This window comes from Crossiella sp. NPDC003009, from assembly GCF_053591555.1.
This window is the reverse complement of the sequence record NZ_JBSFUA010000001.1, coordinates 128,065-144,331: the sequence shown is the minus strand read 5'-3', so window position 1 is coordinate 144,331 and position 16,267 is coordinate 128,065. Positions and strand designations below refer to the sequence as shown.

Sequence of the window (16,267 nt, the reverse complement as noted above, 5' to 3'; positions counted from 1 at the left end):
TGCCAGGTTTTCCCTGGCTCTCATCGCCTTTTACGCCTCGCGGTGGCGGGCGAGCTGGCCAGGCGGGGTGTGGCCGACCTGTGGTTCGCCTCGGATGAGAACCGCAGGGTCGAGGTCGAGAAGCTGGCCGCGCGTTCGTCTGTCCAGTTCGTCTCACTCGGTGCGGTCAACCCCGCCTTCGCCGCGACCATGTGGGACGACCGGACCTACCGGGCGGTCACCGGCCGGTCCCGGTTCGCCGCCTACCGGGCCCGGATCGCGCAGTCGATGGACCCGGAGTACTTCCGCGACCGCTACCGCCGCCTCGATGAAGCGGTGACTGAGATCCAGCCCGCGCTGATGGTGATCAACAGCCTGTGCCACCACGCCCTGCTGGTGGCGATGACCCGCAAGATCCCGTTTGTGCTCACCGCGCCGTTCCTGCCCAGCGACATCTGCCAGGGCAGCCTGCCCCCGGGTTTCCCGGTGCCGCAGTCCGGGCTGCCGCGGGTGATGACCAGGGCGCAGAAGCTGGCGCACTGGTGGTTCCGGTGGCGGATGCGGACCCTGTTCCTGCGGCCCTCGCTGCTGGCCCAGGCGGTGAAGTACGACAAGGTGATGCGGGAGTTCGGCGTGGACCGGTCCTGCTACCAGCCGCAGACCGCGGTGGCGGCCGCCGAGCTGATCCTGTGCTTCTCCTTGCTGGAGCTGGACTATCCGTTCCCGGTGCCGGACAAGCTCAAGCCGCTGGGCACCCTGGTGCCGTCGCTGCCGGAGACCGACGGGACCGATCCGGTGCTGCGCTGGCTGGACGAGCAGGACTCGGTGGTCTACGTCGCCTTCGGCACCATCACCCGGCTGACCGAGGCCGAGGTCGGCGCGATGGTCGAGGTGGCGCGCAGGCTCGACGGCAAGCACCAGGTGCTGTGTAAGCTGCCCGCCGCCCAGCAGCGTTTCCTGCCGGCGAAGCTGCCCGGCAACCTGCGGATCGAGGACTGGCTGCCCTCGCAGTACGACGTGCTGGCCCACCCCAGCGTCCGGGTGTTCTTCAACCACGCGGGCAGCAACAGCTTCCACGAGGGCCTGTACTTCGGCACACCGCTGCTGACCCGGCCGCTGTGGCTGGACTGCTACGACCACGCGGTCCGCGCGGTGGACAGCGGCGCCGGTCTCACGGTGGACCGGCCGGAGACCCTCGACCCGGACGACGTGCACCGGAAACTGTTGCGGCTGCTGGAGGAGCGGTCCTTCCGGGAGCATGCGGAGCTGTTCGCGGAGTTGCAGCGCCGGACCTGCGGGGTGCGCACGGCCGCGGACCTGGTCCTGGAGCTGGTGCGCCAGCCCGGACCGCGGCCGGGGGCCACGGTCCGGGATCGCTTGCGGCATCAGGGATCCTCGGCCTGAGCCCGTTCGGTGGCGTACAGGCGGATCAGGTCGTCCAGGGTGTAGAAGCCCGCGGAGGCGCGGATGAGGTGCTGGGCGGCCAGGCGGTCGAGCATGTGGTCGGCGTCGTGGGAGGTGCCGTCGATCAGGGCGGCCACCGTCTCGCCGGAGAAGCCGCCGCGGATGACGCTGAGGCGGCGGAACAGGCGCTGGGTGGCCAGGTCGAGGCTGGCGTAGGACAGGTCGATCGCGGCGCGCACGGAGAGCTGGTCGTCGCTGTCGACCTCCAGTGCGGCCAGCCGGTTTCCGTTGTGCAGGGCCACCACATAGTCGGCGATCCGCTGGTGCGGGTGGTTGACCAGGTTGGCCGCGGCCGCGCTGAGCGCCAGCGGCAGGTGCGCGCACAGCCTGGTCAGCTCGGCGGCGGCCGCGGGTTCGGCGTGTACCCGCTCCGGGCCGAGCATCCGGGCCAGCGCGCGCAGCGAGTCCACCGGGCTGAGCACGTCCAGGTCGAGCAGGTGCGCGCCGTCGCTGGCGGCCAGGCTGCCCAGCCGGTGCCTGCTGGTGATCACCACGAAACAGCCCGGACTGCCCGGCAGCAACGGGCGGATCTGCGCGGCGTGCACCGCGTTGTCCAGCAGCACCAGCACTTTCCGGTTGGCCAGCACGGTCCGGTACATCGCGGCGGCCTCGTCCAGCTCCACCGGGACCTCATCGGCCGGCACGCCGAGCGCGCGCAGGAACCTGGCCAGCACCCGGTTCGGCTGCACCGCGCCGTGCAGGTTCACGAAGAGCTGGCCGTCGGGGAACCTGCTGCTGACCCGGTGCGCCCAGTGCACGGCCAGGGTCGTCTTGCCCACCCCCGCCGCGCCCACCACGGCGGTGGTCATCACCGTGCCCGCTTCCTCCGCTCCGGCGAGAATCGCGTCCAGCTGGGCCAGGTACCGGTCCCGCCCGGCCAGGCCGGGGGTGTCGCCGGGCAGCTGGGTGGGGACCTGGGCACTGGTCTCCCGTGGCGCGCTGCGCGGCACCACCACCGCGGCCATCGGCAGTTCGCCGCGCAGCACCCGCAGGTGCGCCTCCTGGATCTCCGCGCCGGGGGTCACGCCGAGGTCCTCGGCCAGGCGGCGGCGCAGCTCGGTGAACAGCCGCAGCGCCTCGGCCTGCTGTCCGCAGCCGGCCAGCGCCAGCATCAGCCTGGCGTGCAGGCCCTCGTGCAGCGACTCCTCGTGCGCCAGCGGGCGCAGCCGCTCCAGCGCGGGTTCCGGGCGTCCCAGCGCGATGGACAGGTCGGCGTAGGTGAGCACCGCGCCAAGCCTGCGCTGGGACAGCGCGATCGCGGCCGGGTGCTGGCGCAGCCTGCCGACCAGGTCGCTGAGCACCGGGCCGCGCCAGCGGTGCAGTGCGGAGTCGAACAGCTCCAGCGCGGCGCCGGAGTCCTCGGCCGCGCGTTCGGCGTGGTGCACCAGCTCGTCGAACTCCAGCAGGTCGAGCTGTCCGGCCTCCACCGGCATCCGGTAGCCGTCGCGCACGGCGGTGATGATCTGTCCCTTGACCCGGCTCTCGCGGCCGGGCTGCAGGCCGCGGCGCAGCCGGGAGACATAGGAGTGCACCAGGCCCGCGCAGGTGCGCGGCGGGTTGACGCCCCAGAGCACGTCGATGATCTCGTCCCTGGTGACCACCCGGTCAGGTTGCAGGGCCAGCAGGCCCAGCAGACATCGTTGCTTCAGCGGGCCGATGTCCACCGGGCGGTGCGAGTGGTAGACGGTCAGCGGCCCGAGGATGTTCAGGCGCAGTCCTTTTCGTCCGCGCGGCGGACCACCCCCGCCCGGCCGGACCGGTTCCCGTTGCCCGAGTCCCGACGCGGCTCGGCGTTGCCGCGGCAACTCACCGGCAACACTAGTTAACGAACCATGCTCTAAAGTCACGCCCCAGCCCCCAGACCTGGCGTTATGCCTCCGAACACCCTATGTGCTTACCTAGGTCGCCGATACTGCCAGAACTCGGCCACATTGACCACAGAATGATCGGATCTCAGTTCGGTGATAGTTACGAAATAACCGCGTTATCTTGATCTTACTCGGTACAGACTTCCGCACTGCCAGCCTTTGTGCCGGTGCAGCCGGATGCAGCCCAATGCAGGACGTCCGACATCCGCGCAGCTCAGCAGGGCTGTCGCGAGCGCGTCAACGGCAGGGCTCGACTCCAGTTCGAGTCCAGCCGCACGGCCAGGAGATCTCGCTACGGTTTTGAGCGGGGCCCTTACCCGATACACCGGCAAATAGGGGTGGCTGCGCATGGTTTTTGTGAACGAACCAGTTGTGAATTCCCCTGAGCTGACCGGGCGGACCGCTGAGGTGGTGCGCAAGGCGGTGGATCACCTGTTTGCGCGGCAACGGCCGGACGGCGCGTGGACCGATCGGCTTTCCTCGTCAACGGTTTCCACCGCACTGGGCCTGCTGGCCCTGGCCACCGCGGATGAGCAGCGCTACCGGGACCGCATCGAGCTGGGCATGGACTGGCTGCGCGCGCACCAGCGCGAGGACGGCGGCTGGAGCATGGCCGACAAGTTCGCGCCGAGCAGCCCCGGCATGACCGCCTTCGCCATCGCCGCCTGCCACCGGCTGGACCGGGAGGGCTCCAGCGAGCGGATCGCCAGGGGCCACAAGTTCATCGAAGCCAACGGTTCCTTCGACGTCATCCCCGGCATGCGCGGCCCAGGGCCGAAAACCTGGCCCGCGGCCGCGCCGGTGGCCTGGTCGCTGGTGGGGCTGCGCGACATCAAGGACCAGCCCACGCTGCCGATCGAGATCATGTTGCTGCCGCCCAAGCTGCGCAACAAGGTCTCCATCGGCATGCCCGCGGTGCTCGCCCTCGGACTGATGCAGGCCAAGGTGATCCCGGCCAGCGCGCCCCGGCGTTTCCTGCGCTGGCTGGCCCGGCCGAGGGCGCTGGCCTGGCTGCGTTCGGTGATGGGGCCCAACGGGGGCGTGGAAGAGTGCCCGATGATCTCCGCGCTGATGTACCTCGGGCTGCACACCGCCGAGCTCGGCCCGGACATCCAGCAGGCCTCGCTGGACTACCTGCTGGACACCCAGCGGCCGGACGGGTCCTGGGCGATCGACCGCGACCTGGAGATCGCGGTGACCTGCTACGCGGTGCACGCGCTGGCCGAGCACATCGACGTGGCCACCGACTCCCGGCTGCGGCGCACCCGCGACTGGCTGCTCTCCACCCAGTGGACCGAACCGTTCAAACCGTTGAACATCCCGGCCGGAGCCTGGTCCTGGAACGTGCCCTCGGGCTGGCCGGAGTCCGAGGACACCGCGGTGGCGCTGTCCACGCTCGGGCTGCTCGGCCTGTCCAGGGAGCACCCCAAGGTGGCCGACGGGCTGCGCTGGCTGCGGGTGCGGCAGAACCGCAACGGCTCCTGGTCGGAGTGGGTGCGCAACTCCTTCATCCTCAACGACCGGCCGTGCACCGGGGTCACCGCGCACGTGGTGATGGCCCTGCACCAGCACGGCGAGCCGCGCGGCGCCAGGGCGGCCATCGACCGCGCGCTGCGCTGGTACCACGGCGACCAGCTGCCGGACGGATCCCTGCCCTCGCTGTGGTTCCGGGACGGCACGCACGGCACCGCCAAGGTGCTGGAGACCTACGCCGAGCTGGGCACGCCGAACCACCCGGTGGCGGTGCGGGCCCGGAAGTGGTTGTGGGACAACCAGGCTCCCTCGGGCGCGTGGCCGGTCAGCGTGCAGACCAGCGCGCCGGGCGAGACCGTGGAGGAGACCGCCTGGGCGGTGTACTCGCTGCTGCGGGCCGGCACCTCGCCGTGGGACCCGCGGCTGGTGCGCGCGGTGGACTGGCTGGTGGCCCGGCAGAACGAGGCGGGCAGCTGGCCGGAGGCGCCGGTGGGCCTGTACTTCGAGGACCTCTGCTACAGCGACGACCTGATCGCGCACACCTACACGCTGCGGGCACTGGCGTGCTGGCTGCGCCTGGCCGGCCAGTCCCAGCGCCCGTGAACCCGGCCACCTCGCTGCCGCCGGGACCGCGGATGCCGGTGCTGGCCCAGACCGTGCTCTCCGCGATCCAGCCGCTGGAGTTCGCCAAGGACTGCCGGCGCAAGTACGGGAACCTGTTCACCATCAAGGTCTTCCCGGTGGGCACCGTGGTGTGCGCGGCCGATCCGGCGGTTATCCGGCGCGCGGTCACCGCGGAGTCGGCGACCCTGCTGGCCGGGGACGCGAACCGGGTGATGGACTTCGTGGTCGGGCCGCGTTCGGTGCTGCTGCTGGACGGGCCGGAGCACGTGCGCAGCCGCCAGGTGCTGCTGCCGCCCTTCCGGGGGCCGAGTGTGCAGCGCTACCAGGACACCATCGCCGAGGTCACCGCCGAGGCGGTGCGCCGCTGGCCGGCCGGGACTCCGGTGCCGCTGCTGCCCAGGATGCAGCACGTGACGCTGGAGATCATGATGCGGGTGGTCTTCGGCATCACCGACCTCAGGCGGCTGGCCGGGCTGCGCGCGCTGGTGCCGAAGCTGCTGCACATGAACCCGGCGGTGGTGCTGTTCCCGTTGCTGCGCAAGGACTGGGGTCCGTACAGCCCGGGCGGCCGGTTCGCCAGGGTGAAGGCCGCGGTGGACGAGATCCTCTACACCGAGATCGCCCGTCGACGCTCCGAAGTGGACGGTGAGCGATCCGACGTGCTCTCGCTGCTGCTGCGGATGCGGCACGCCGACGGGCAGCCTGCCACCGACGAGGACCTGCGGGACAACCTGATCACCGTGCTCGCGGTCGGCCACGAGACCACCGCCACCACGCTGTCCTGGGCCTTCGAGCGGCTGGTGCGGCACCCGGAAGCGCTGGCCCGCCTGGAGGGCGAGCTGGCCGAGGGCAAGCACGAGTACCTGGACGCGGTGATCAACGAGACGCTGCGGGTGCGGCCGGTGGTGGGCGACATCGCCCGCATCCTGGCCGCACCGGCCACCATCGACGGCTACCGGCTGCCCGCCGGGATCATGCTCGCGCTCTCCCTCGGGCTGCTGCACTCCTGCCCCCGGCGCTATCCCGAACCGGAGGAGTTCCGGCCGGAGCGCTTCCTCGGCGAGGCGCCGGGACCGGAACTGTTCCTGCCCTTCGGCGGCGGCCCGCACCGGTGTCTCGGCGCGGCCTTCGCCATGACCACCATGCGCACGGTGATCAGCACCGTGCTGGCACACACCCGGCTCCGGGCCGCGGCCCCGGAACCGGAGCGCCAACGAGCCATGGGCCCGGTGCTCACGCCCGCCCGTGGGGCGGAGGTGGTTCTCCAGCGCCGCAAGGCTTTCCGAACCAGCTGAGGAGAACAACATGCAGTCCGCTGACCCCCGCCCCGAGCTCGCCCTGTCCGCGCTCACCGAGCTGGCCGAGAGCAAGCTGCGCACCCGCTGGTCCCGCACCTCCAGCCTGCTGAGCACCATGTGCCACTACGCGCTGGTGCCCAGCGGCAAGCTGTTCCGGCCCATCCTGCTGCTGGAGTCCGCCTGCGCGGTGGGCGGCTCGGCGGAGATGGTGCTGCCCGCCGCGGTAGGCGCGGAGTGCGGCCACGTGGCCAGCCTGATCCACGACGACATCATCGACGGCGACGAGCTGCGCCGCGGCAGGCGTTCGGTGCACAGCCGTTTTGGCGTGGGCAACGCGATCGTGGCCGGGGACGCGCTGATCTTCGACCTGTTCGCCGGGCTCGCCGAGTGCCGGTGGACCGGTGTGCCGGACAGCAGGGTGGCCGCCGCGCTGGAGGCGGTGGCCCGCTGCGGCCTGGACCTGTGCCGGGGACAGAGCATGGAGGAGGAGCTGTGCCGGGGACTGCGCTTCGACCTGGACGGCTACCTGACCATGATCAGCCTGAAGACCGCCGCGTTCTTCCAGGGCGCCTGTGAGAGCGGCGCGATCCTGGCCGGTGGCACCCCGGAGCAGGTGGAGGCGCTGTCCCGGTACGCGCTGGCGCTGGGCACGGCCTTCCAGATCCAGGACGACATCCTGGGCTACACCGGCGAGGCGGACACCATGGGCAAGGAGAACACCAGTGACAGCCGCAACGGCAGGCTCACCCTGCCGGTCCTGCTGGCCTACCGCGCCGGCGGGCACCCGGAGCGCCGGTTGCTGCGCCAGGCACTCACCGGCGAGGAGAACCTCGGGCACCGCCACGAGCAGATCCTGGAGGTGCTCGACCGCACCGGCGCGCTGGAGTCCGCGGCCAAGATGGCCTGGACCTACGCGGAGAACTCCGGCTCGGCGCTGGTGAAGCTGCCACCCTCGCCGAGCCGGGACCGTCTCGCTTTCTTCGCCGAACTGGCCATCGACCGGGACCGCTAGCGGGCCAGGCTGGGGTGGTCCCGCCTGCGCATCACCGACCTGGCCGCGGCGGTCAGGACAGCAGCCGGGACCAGCACGGCCAGGGCCAGCACCAGGCCGCCGCCCAGCGCGATGAACCCGCAGGCCAGCACCAGGCGCTCCCCCACCAGCACCTCGTGGGCGCGCAGGGCGGCCAGCCGGGGGATCGGGCGGGCGGCGCGGGCCAGCATCAGGAAGCAGGTCCAGCACAGCGGCAGGGCCACCAAGAGGAAGGGCCACAACAGGGAGAGGTCGAGTGCCTCGGTGTCCAGGGCCAGTGGCCAGCCGACGGCCAACACGATCCACACTCCATTGAGGACAGTCAGCATGCGCAGCGTCGAGCCGTCCCCGTACCGCACCGGATACGTCCGGTAGCCACCCTCCCGGTCGCTGTCCCGATCGCACAGCGCCCCCACCAGATTGGACGCGGAGTCGTGCACCCAGAACGCCAGTGCCAGCGGCAGCAGTTCCCACGGCGGCACCGGACCGCTCGCCGTGGTCCCCACCAGGAAGGCCAGCGCTGTCGGGACGCCGCGCATGAGGTTTCCCGCCAAGCCGCGGGCCTTGAACGTCCGGCTGTAGGAGACCCCGGTGACCACGGCGACCACCCCCAGCGCCAGGTTCAGCGGGGTCAGCGCCACCGCGAACACCAGTCCGAGCCCGATCGTGAGCACCATGCCGGTGAACGCGGTCCGGGCACTCATCCGGCCGGACGGGATGGGGCGATGGGGTTTCGCGGTGGCGTCCAGCTCCCGGTCGAAGTAGTCGCCGCCGTAGAGGGAGGCGATCCAGCCGAAGGTGGGGGCGGCCCAGGCGGCGAACAGCCGCCAGGTCTCCGGGTCGGTCTGGTTGAGCCGGGCGGCCAGCACCGCGCCGGCCAGGCCGACCAGGCCCGCGTAGAACATCGAGTCCGGGCGGCAGATCTCCAGGTGGGCGAGCAGGGTTCGTCGGGCGTTCACAATGCCTCCCTCGGGGAACGGTCATGACCCCGCACGCGGTGATCGCCGGGGCGGGGGTGGCGGGGCTGACCAGTGCGGTGGCCCTGCACCAGAACGGCTGGCGGGTGAGCGTGTTCGACCGGGCGCCGGTGCTGGAACCGCTCGGCGCGGGTCTCGGCCTGACCCCGAACGCGTTGCGCGCCTTGGACGTGCTCGGTCTCGGCGACGCGGTGCGCGAGCGCGGGGCGGTGCAGGAGACCGGGGGCATCCGGCGGCCGGACGGGCGCTGGCTGGCCCGCTCCGACCTGGCCTTCATCCGGGCCCGCTTCGGCGATCCGGTGGTGGGCCTGCACCGCAGGGACATCATCACGATGCTGGCCGGGGCGCTGCCGGCCGGGTCGCTGCGCACCGGGGTCGCGGTGACCTCGGCCACCCGGGAGGGGGTGGTGCGCACCAGCGAGGGTGAGCTGGACGCGGATCTGGTGGTGGCCGCCGACGGGATCGGCTCCCGGCTGCGGGCCGCGCTGTTCCCGGCGCACCCCGGGCCGGTCTACGCCGGGTACACCAGCTGGCGAATGGTGGTGCCGGTGCCGGACTACCTGGTCGAGGCCACCGAGACCTGGGGCCGGGGCACCCGCTTCGGCCTGATGCACCTGCCGGACGGGTTGCTGCACCTGTCCGCGAACTCCGTTGCCCCGCCGAGGCAACGGGAGCGGGACGAGCGTCAGGCGGTGCTGCGGCGGTTCGGGCACTGGCACGCGCCGATCCCGGACCTGCTGGCCGCGGTGGAGCCGGGACAGGTGCTGCACCACGACGTGGCCGAGCTGGCCACCCCGCTGCCCACGTTCCACAGTGGACGGATAGTGCTGGTCGGTGACGCCGCGCATGCCATGACCCCCAACATCGGACCGGCCTGCCTGGCCATGGAGGACGCGGTCACCCTCGGCCTGCTGCTGCCCGCCGACCGGGTGTCCGATCTGGACAGTGCGCTGGCCGGGTACACCGCGCTGCGGCTGCCCAGGGCGGTGGCGCTGGCCCGGCGGGCCCGGCGGGTCGGCCTGGCCGGGCAGTGGACCTGGCCGCCCGCGGTGGCCGCGCGGAACCTGGGCATCCGGTTCGGCGGGCTGCTGCCCGCCTCGGTCACCGCGCGGGCGCTGGACGGTTCGGTGGACTGGTGGCCGCCGTCCAGGTCACCGGCAGCGCCGTCAGCCCGCGGATGAGCATCTGCGACTTCCAGGCCAGCTGGTCCTCCGGCACCGCCAGCCGGAGGTCCGGCAGCCGCAGCAGCAGCCGGTCCAGCGCGACCTGCAGCACCATCCTGGCCACCGAGGCGCCGAGGCAGTGGTGCGGGCCGTGGCTGAAGGCCAGGTGCGGGTTGTCCACCCGGTGGAAGTCCACCTTCTCCGGGCAGGCGAACACGGCCGGATCGTGGTTGGCCGCAGCGGGATCCACCAGCACCGGCTCCCCCGCCCTGATCAGCACGCCGCCGATCTCGATGTCCTCGGTGGCGTACCGGGGCAGCCCGGCGCCCGCCTCCAGCGGCACCCAGCGCAGCAGCTCCTCCACCGCGGCCGGGATCAGCTCCCGGTCCGCGCGCAGGGAGTCCAGCAGCGGCTGGTTGGTCAGCAGCACGTAGGCGAAGTTGGGGATGTGCGAGGCGGTGGTCTCGTACCCGGCCACCAGCACGGTCATCGCCAGCATGATCAGCTCGTGCTCGGGCAGCTCGGCCTCGCCCTTGGTGACCATCGCGCCGAGCACGTCGTCGGTGCGCTCGCTGCGGCGGCGGCGCAGGAAGGTCTCCAGGTAGTCCCACATCTGGCCGGCCACCCGCTCGGACTCCTCCGGGCTGACCGCGGCCGAGAGCGCCATGTCCGACCACTCGCGGAACTGGTCCTGGTCCTCCCTGGGGATGCCCAGCACCTCGGAGATCAGCGTGTTGGTCAGCGGAAGTGAGTACCTGGCCACAAGATCCTGCGCCGGTCCGGCCGCCAGCAGCTCCGTCAGCAGCTCTTCGGCCACCTCGATCGCCCTGGGGCGCAAGGCTTCCGCGCGGCGCTGGGTGAAGGCGCGGGCCACCAGCGTGCGCACCCGGCTGTGCTGCGGCGGATCCATGGTCACGATGCCGGTGGTGGAGTTGTAGGGCATGGACCGCGGCACGTCGCGGCCGTGCATGGCCGCCCTGGAGAACCGGGGGTCCACCAGCACCAGCTTGGCGTCCTGGTAGCGGGTCACCAGCCAGGCCTGCTCGCCGAAGGGCAACCGCACCTTCAGCACCGGCTCCTCCTGGCGCAGGCGCTGGTAGAGCGGGTCCAGGCGCAGGCCCTCCGCGGAGAACGGAAAGGCCCGCGCCTGCGTCGCGGGATCGGCGGTCATCGCAGGCGCCAGCCGAGCAGCCCGTCCGGGGCGTCGGCGCGCTCGAACCCGGCCTCGTCCAGCTCGGCGTTGAGCTCCTGCTCGCTGATCGGGTAGGCGTCGATCTCCTCCCGCTCCTCGATGCCCTCCTCATCGCACACGGTGATCCGGTAGGACCAGCTCAGCCGCAGCACGCCGGCACCGGCCGGCACGCCCGCGTACTCGATGTCGTAGCGGGCCCGGCCCACCTGGAGGCTGCCCGCGGCGGGCGGGATCGGGTCCGCGGTGGAGGGTTCGGGCCGGTCCTGCACCAGCAGGCCACCGGGGTTGAGCGACTCGCGGCAGACCCGCCACAGCTGGGCGCGGCGTTCCGGGGAGAAGCAGAGCAGCATGCTGATCAGCACCACCGCGTCCACCTTCACCGGCAGCTTCACCGTCACCGCGTCCTGCGGCAGCACGGTGACCCGCCGTTGCAGGTCGGGCCGCCGGGCCAGCCGGGACATCAGCACCGCGCGCATCGGCGCGGCCGGTTCCACCGCGAAGATCTCACCGGGGCAGGCATCGGCGATGGTCTCGGTGACCAGACCGGTGCCCGCGCCCATCTCCAGCACGCCGTTGGCGCAGTCGGCCACCGCCTTGGCCACCGCGCGCTGGGTGGGTTCCTTGTACGGCAAGGCGAAGAGCTCGTGGTACTGGGCCATGTAGGAATAGCGGTCAGTCATGGGACACCACGCCTCTCCGGTTGTCACTGAACATCTCTCGCGCCAGCCTGCCCATGTAGTAGACGATCTCCTCGTGGTTGGTGGAGGTGACGAAGTTGCGGGCGCCGGCCTTGTAGTACAGGGAGGTTTCCTGCTCCCCCACGGTGTGCGCGTAGGACTCCCCGCGCCGCAGCGCCAGGCACATCGCGGGCACGTCGCAGGCGATGGTCACGTTGTGCCGCACGTGGAACATGTCGCCCTCGACCTCCACCAGCGGCAGGGTCTCGTTGGCGTACAACGGCGAGGGCTCCCGGCCGGGACTGGCGTAGGCGGGCAGGGTGAGCAGGTCGTACTCGAAGGCGTTGTCCAGCAGGGCCACGTGCTCGCCCGGCACCCTGGGCAGCATCGACTCGCGCCACCAGCGGCGCAGCTCCTCCTTGGCCTCCACCGTGCCGTAGACGTACTCCACCACCGGGCCCAGCACGTCGGAGTCGGTGAAGGAGCTGTTCAGCCCGTGCTGGAACGGCTCGGCCGCCGGGTCGGTGCTGCGCTCGAACCAGTCGATCAGCGAGCGGATCGTCTCGGACTGGGTGAGGCCGCCGAGCTCGCGCAGCGGGCCCCAGAGGAACCGGAACACCGGGTTCTCCGCGACCAGCCTGGAGAAGAAGATGAACCGGTGCATGTACCGGTTGTCCTGCGGGGTCATCGTGTTGTGCGCGATCAGGTACATGAAGTCGTCGTTGTTGCCGCGCACCGTGATCAGCCCGTGTTCGGCCCGCTTCTCCGCGTAGGCGGTGTTGGGCAGGATCAGCATCGGGTAGACCGCGACCCTGGAGACGTGGTTGGCCAGTCGGTCGTAGCCCTCCATGAAGGACTCCACGGTCTCCCCCGGCGCGCCCCAGATCAGCTCGGCATAGCAGGCCATGCCCTCCTTGCCGAGCCATTCGGCCAGGCTCTCCCAGTCGTTGACCTTCATGTTGCGCCGCTGCATGCCCTCCAGCGCGTCCGGGTTGAGGGTCTGCAGGGCCAGGGTGAACGAGCTGTGCAGTCCGGCTTCCTTCATCGCGCTGACGATCTGGTAGAACAGCTTGGACTTGTTCTTGGCCCAGGAGGTCTCGATGCTCTTGGGGAAGCCGAGCCGCTGCCGGATCTCGATGACGTCCTCGACGAACTCCAGGTCGATGGGCAGCATGCCGAAGTTGGCGTCGCACATGACGATGGTGTGCACCTTGTGCTTGGCGAACAGCTCCACCTCCTGGCGCAGCCGCTCCCTGGAGAAGGCCCGCACCCGCTGTCCGACCGCGCCGCCCCAGTAGCAGAAGGAGCAGCGGTAGGGGCAGCCGCGGTTGGTCTCCATCAGCGCCACGTCGTAGCGGAAGTTGCCCTCGTCGTCGGTGAGCTCCAGGGTGCCGGTGAGCACCGGGGAGGCGATGGCGTCCAGGTCCTCGATCCGCGGTCGTTCCTCGGTGGTGACGTACCCGCCGTGGCCGCTCTGGAAGGAGATGCCCAGGATCCCGCCGAGCTCGTTGCGCGCCTTGCCGTCCAGGTGCGCGTGCAGCAGGTCGCAGAAGGTGAACTCACCCTCGCCGTTGACCACGATGTCCACGTCGGGGAACATGCCGAAGACCCGTTTGGCCTGGTTGGCCACGTGGTTGCCGCCGAAGACCACCCAGCCGTCCGGCTTGAGCTGCTTGTAGGTCTCGGCCAGCGCGGCGAAGGAGCGGAAGTTCCAGCCCAGCACGGAGAAGGCGATGATGTCCGGCGCCGCACCGGCGAACAGCTCGCTGGCCATGCCGAACAGCGTCTTGCCACCGTCAAAGTTGATGATCTTGATGTCGAAGTTCGCGGCCAGCTTCTCGTCCTGCAGCGCGGTCGCCTTGAGATAGCCGGCAGCCAGCGGCATGGACTCCAGGGCCATCTCCCAGATGCCCTGCTGGATCAACCACACCTGTCTCCGCGTCATCGGCTCGTCCTCACCTGTGTGTCCGAAGTAGACAGTGCGTGGTCACCAGGCCACCGGCAGCGCGCTGGGACCCTGGTCGAGCAGTCCGGCCCGCTGCGGCAGCTCGTCCACCGGCACGGCCAGGCGCAAGCCCGGGAAGCTGGTGGCCAGCTCGGTGAAGGCGACCTGGAGCTCCAGCCTTCCCACCGCGGCACCGAGGCAGTGGTGCACGCCGTGCCCGAAGGCCAGGTGCAGGTTGCCGGGGCGGGTGCGGTCGAACCGGCCGGGGTTGGGGAAGCGGCGCTCGTCCCGGTTGGCGCAGGCCGGCGGCGCGATCACCATGTCCCCGGCCTTGATCAGCACCTCGCCGATGCGCACGTCGTCCTGCGCGATCCGGACCAGGCCGCCGATCTCCGAGGCGTAGCGCAGGATCTCCTCGATCGCGCCCGGCACCAGCTCGGGATCATCGACCAGGGCCTGGTAGTCCTCGGGATGGGTGAGCAGGGTGAGCGCGCCCAGGCCGATGGTGTTGCCCGCGGTCACGTACCCGGCGATCAGGATGCTCTCCGCCATGGTGAGCAGCTCCCGGTCGTTGAGCCGGTCGTTGTCCTGCTCGCGCACCGCGATCAGGTCGCTGAGCAGGTCAGGCCCCGGGTTGCGCTGCTTGTCCGCGATCAGCCCGGCGCAGTACTCGTCCAGGCTCTTGCCGGCGGCCATCACCTCCTCCTGGCTGAAGGCGTCCAGCGACAGGATCGCCTCCGACCAGCGCCGGAAGTCGGCCTGGTCGACCACGGGCACGCCGAGCAGCTCGGTGATCACCCCGATGGACATGGGGAAGGCGAAGATCTCCACCAGGTCGGCGGGCGGACCGGCCGCGCGCAGGTCACCGGCCAGCTGCTTGGCCAGGGCCTGCACCTTGGGGCGCAAGGCTTCCACCCCGCGCACGGTGAAGGCCTTGGACACCAGGCGGCGCAGCCGGGTGTGCCCCGGCGGGTCCTGGAACAGCGAGTCCTCGGTAGCCGCGGCCGCGCCGGGGGCGCGCACACCGAAGCGCAGGTCGGAGAGCACGAACCGGACGTCCTCGTAGCGGGTGACCAGCCAGGCCGGTTCCCCGGAGCTGGTGGTGACCCGGCTGACCGGCTCCTGCGCGCGCAGCCGCGCGTACTCCACCGGCGGTTCGGTGACCGACGGTCGGGCGAACGGGAAGGGCGGTGCCCCCATCGGCGTCTCCTTCGTTACCAGGTCACGAGCAGGGCGGCGGGGCTCTGGTCGAGCAGGCCGGTGCGCAGCGGGATCCGCTCCACCGGCAGCACGGTGCGCATCAGCGGGAAGGCCGAGCTGAGCACTTCCAGCGTCACGTGCAGTTCCATCCGCCCCAGCGCGGCGCCGAGGCAGTGGTGGATGCCGTGGCCGAAAGCCAGGTGCGGGTTCTCCGGCCGGGTGATGTCGAACCGGGCCGGTTCGGGGAACAGGCTGGCGTCGACGTTGGCCGCGCCCAGCTCGGCGAAGACGGTGTCGCCCTTACGGATCAGCGCCTCGCCGACCTGGACGTCGTCCTTGGCGATGCGCATCAGGCCGCGTTTGCCGAACTGGCAGCGCAGGATCTCCTCCACCGCGCCCTCGATCAGCCCGGGATCGGCCACCAGGCGGTCGTACTGGGCGCGGTTGGTCAGCAGGGTGAGCATGCCCATGGTGATCGCGTTGACCGTGCTGACGTGCCCGGCCACCAGCAGGGTGACCGCCATGGTGCGCAGCTCGCCGGTGCTGAGCTTGTCGTCCTCGTTGTCCCGCACCGCGATCAGCGCGCTCATCAGGTCGCTGCCGGGGTCGCGGCGCTTGGCCTCGATCAGCTCGGCCACGTAGCCCTGCAGGTTGTTCCAGGCCGCGCCGATCTGCTCGGGGGTGTGCGCGGTCAGGCTGATCACCGCCTCGGACCAGGCGCGGAAGTCCGCCCGGTCAGGAGTGGGCACGCCGAGCAGCTCGCTGATCACGTTGATGGACAACGGGAAGGCGAAGTCGCTGACCAGCTCGGCAGGCGGGTAGTCATCGGCCATCTCCGCGGCCAGCCGTTCGGCGGTACGCCGCACCGCGGGCCGCAGCTCGGCCATCCGGCGGGCGGTGAACGCCCGGCCGACCAGTCGGCGCAACCGGCTGTGCCCTGGCGGGTCCTGGAACAGCGACTCCTCCGGGGCGTCCTCGGCGTTGTCGCTGGCCGCGCCGGCGAAGCGGATGCTGAACCGGGGGTCGGCGAGCACAAAACGCACGTCCTCGTACCGGGTCACCATCCAGGCCTGCGTGCCGTTCTCGGTGACCACCCTCGCCACCGGGCACTCCGCCTGCAGCCGGGCGTACTCCGCCGGTGGCTCGGTGATCGAGGGCTGGGCCAGGGGCAGGGACACAGCGGGGGCCCGCTCGGGTGCGCTCATGCACGTCTCCTCACACCGCCGTCGCCGGATCCGGATTCGAGTGCTGACGCTAGAGAACCGCGCTGGTCATGCGGCTGCACCCGCGCTGGAGCGGACCGGGGCGCGCGTCCAGCTCTGGTGCAGCCGGGCGCCAAGCGGGCGTCCGTAGGCTCCGGGCCGACATCGCCTTGGG

12 protein-coding genes are annotated in these 16,267 nt (G+C 71.1%); 5 read left to right on the top strand and 7 right to left on the bottom strand.

Going from position 1 to position 16,267, the window contains the following annotated elements; translation table 11 throughout:
* The first annotated feature begins 42 nt into the window (after positions 1-42).
* A complete protein-coding gene (locus ACWDY5_RS00705; protein ID WP_449720259.1) occupies positions 43-1,383 on the top strand; it encodes a glycosyltransferase in 1,341 nt (446 codons plus the stop codon).
* On the opposite strand, the gene ACWDY5_RS00700 is transcribed toward ACWDY5_RS00705, so the two are convergent.
* A complete protein-coding gene (locus tag ACWDY5_RS00700; protein ID WP_449720258.1) occupies positions 1,365-3,248 on the bottom strand; it encodes a BTAD domain-containing putative transcriptional regulator in 1,884 nt (627 codons plus the stop codon). The genes ACWDY5_RS00705 and ACWDY5_RS00700 overlap by 19 nt on opposite strands.
* Before the next feature lie 435 nt (positions 3,249-3,683).
* Between ACWDY5_RS00700 and ACWDY5_RS00695 the strand changes: the two genes are divergently transcribed.
* The 3 genes from ACWDY5_RS00695 to ACWDY5_RS00685 are packed head-to-tail and all read left to right on the top strand — an operon-like array spanning position 3,684 to position 7,718.
* Positions 3,684-5,387 carry a hypothetical protein gene (locus ACWDY5_RS00695; protein ID WP_449720257.1) on the top strand — a complete coding sequence of 568 codons (1,704 nt, stop codon included), beginning with the start codon at positions 3,684-3,686 and terminating at the stop codon, positions 5,385-5,387.
* Entirely contained in the window at positions 5,384-6,703 is a 1,320-nt protein-coding gene (locus ACWDY5_RS00690) for a cytochrome P450 (protein WP_449720256.1), read from the top strand. Before ACWDY5_RS00695 ends, ACWDY5_RS00690 begins: the two co-directional genes overlap by 4 nt.
* Before the next feature lie 10 nt (positions 6,704-6,713).
* Complete coding sequence (locus ACWDY5_RS00685) at positions 6,714-7,718, top strand: polyprenyl synthetase family protein (protein ID WP_449720255.1); 1,005 nt, start codon at positions 6,714-6,716, stop codon at positions 7,716-7,718.
* Here ACWDY5_RS00685 and ACWDY5_RS00680 read toward each other — a convergent pair.
* Positions 7,715-8,695 (bottom strand): UbiA family prenyltransferase, encoded by a 981-nt coding sequence (locus ACWDY5_RS00680; protein WP_449720254.1) that lies wholly within the window; start codon positions 8,693-8,695, stop codon positions 7,715-7,717. The two genes, ACWDY5_RS00685 and ACWDY5_RS00680, sit on opposite strands and share 4 nt — an antisense overlap.
* Positions 8,696-8,718: 23 nt before the next feature.
* On the opposite strand from ACWDY5_RS00680, the gene ACWDY5_RS00675 reads away from it, so the two are divergent.
* On the top strand, positions 8,719-9,894 hold the full coding sequence (locus ACWDY5_RS00675; protein WP_449720253.1) for an FAD-dependent monooxygenase: 1,176 nt from the start codon (positions 8,719-8,721) through the stop codon (positions 9,892-9,894).
* Here ACWDY5_RS00675 and ACWDY5_RS00670 read toward each other — a convergent pair.
* Genes ACWDY5_RS00670 through ACWDY5_RS00650 form a run of 5 tightly spaced genes read right to left on the bottom strand, consistent with a single transcriptional unit; the run spans position 9,815 to position 16,095 of the window.
* Entirely contained in the window at positions 9,815-11,047 is a 1,233-nt protein-coding gene (locus ACWDY5_RS00670) for a cytochrome P450 (RefSeq protein WP_449720252.1), read from the bottom strand. The genes ACWDY5_RS00675 and ACWDY5_RS00670 overlap by 80 nt on opposite strands.
* Entirely contained in the window at positions 11,044-11,748 is a 705-nt protein-coding gene (locus ACWDY5_RS00665) for a class I SAM-dependent methyltransferase (RefSeq protein WP_449720251.1), read from the bottom strand. Before ACWDY5_RS00665 ends, ACWDY5_RS00670 begins: the two co-directional genes overlap by 4 nt.
* A complete protein-coding gene (locus ACWDY5_RS00660; RefSeq protein WP_449720250.1) occupies positions 11,741-13,690 on the bottom strand; it encodes a KedN5 family methylcobalamin-dependent radical SAM C-methyltransferase in 1,950 nt (649 codons plus the stop codon). Before ACWDY5_RS00660 ends, ACWDY5_RS00665 begins: the two co-directional genes overlap by 8 nt.
* A gap of 42 nt (positions 13,691-13,732) precedes the next feature.
* Positions 13,733-14,890 (bottom strand): cytochrome P450, encoded by a 1,158-nt coding sequence (locus ACWDY5_RS00655; RefSeq protein ID WP_449720249.1) that lies wholly within the window; start codon positions 14,888-14,890, stop codon positions 13,733-13,735.
* Between the two features lie 14 nt (positions 14,891-14,904).
* Positions 14,905-16,095 (bottom strand): cytochrome P450, encoded by a 1,191-nt coding sequence (locus tag ACWDY5_RS00650; protein WP_449720248.1) that lies wholly within the window; start codon positions 16,093-16,095, stop codon positions 14,905-14,907.
* Positions 16,096-16,267 lie beyond the last annotated feature (172 nt).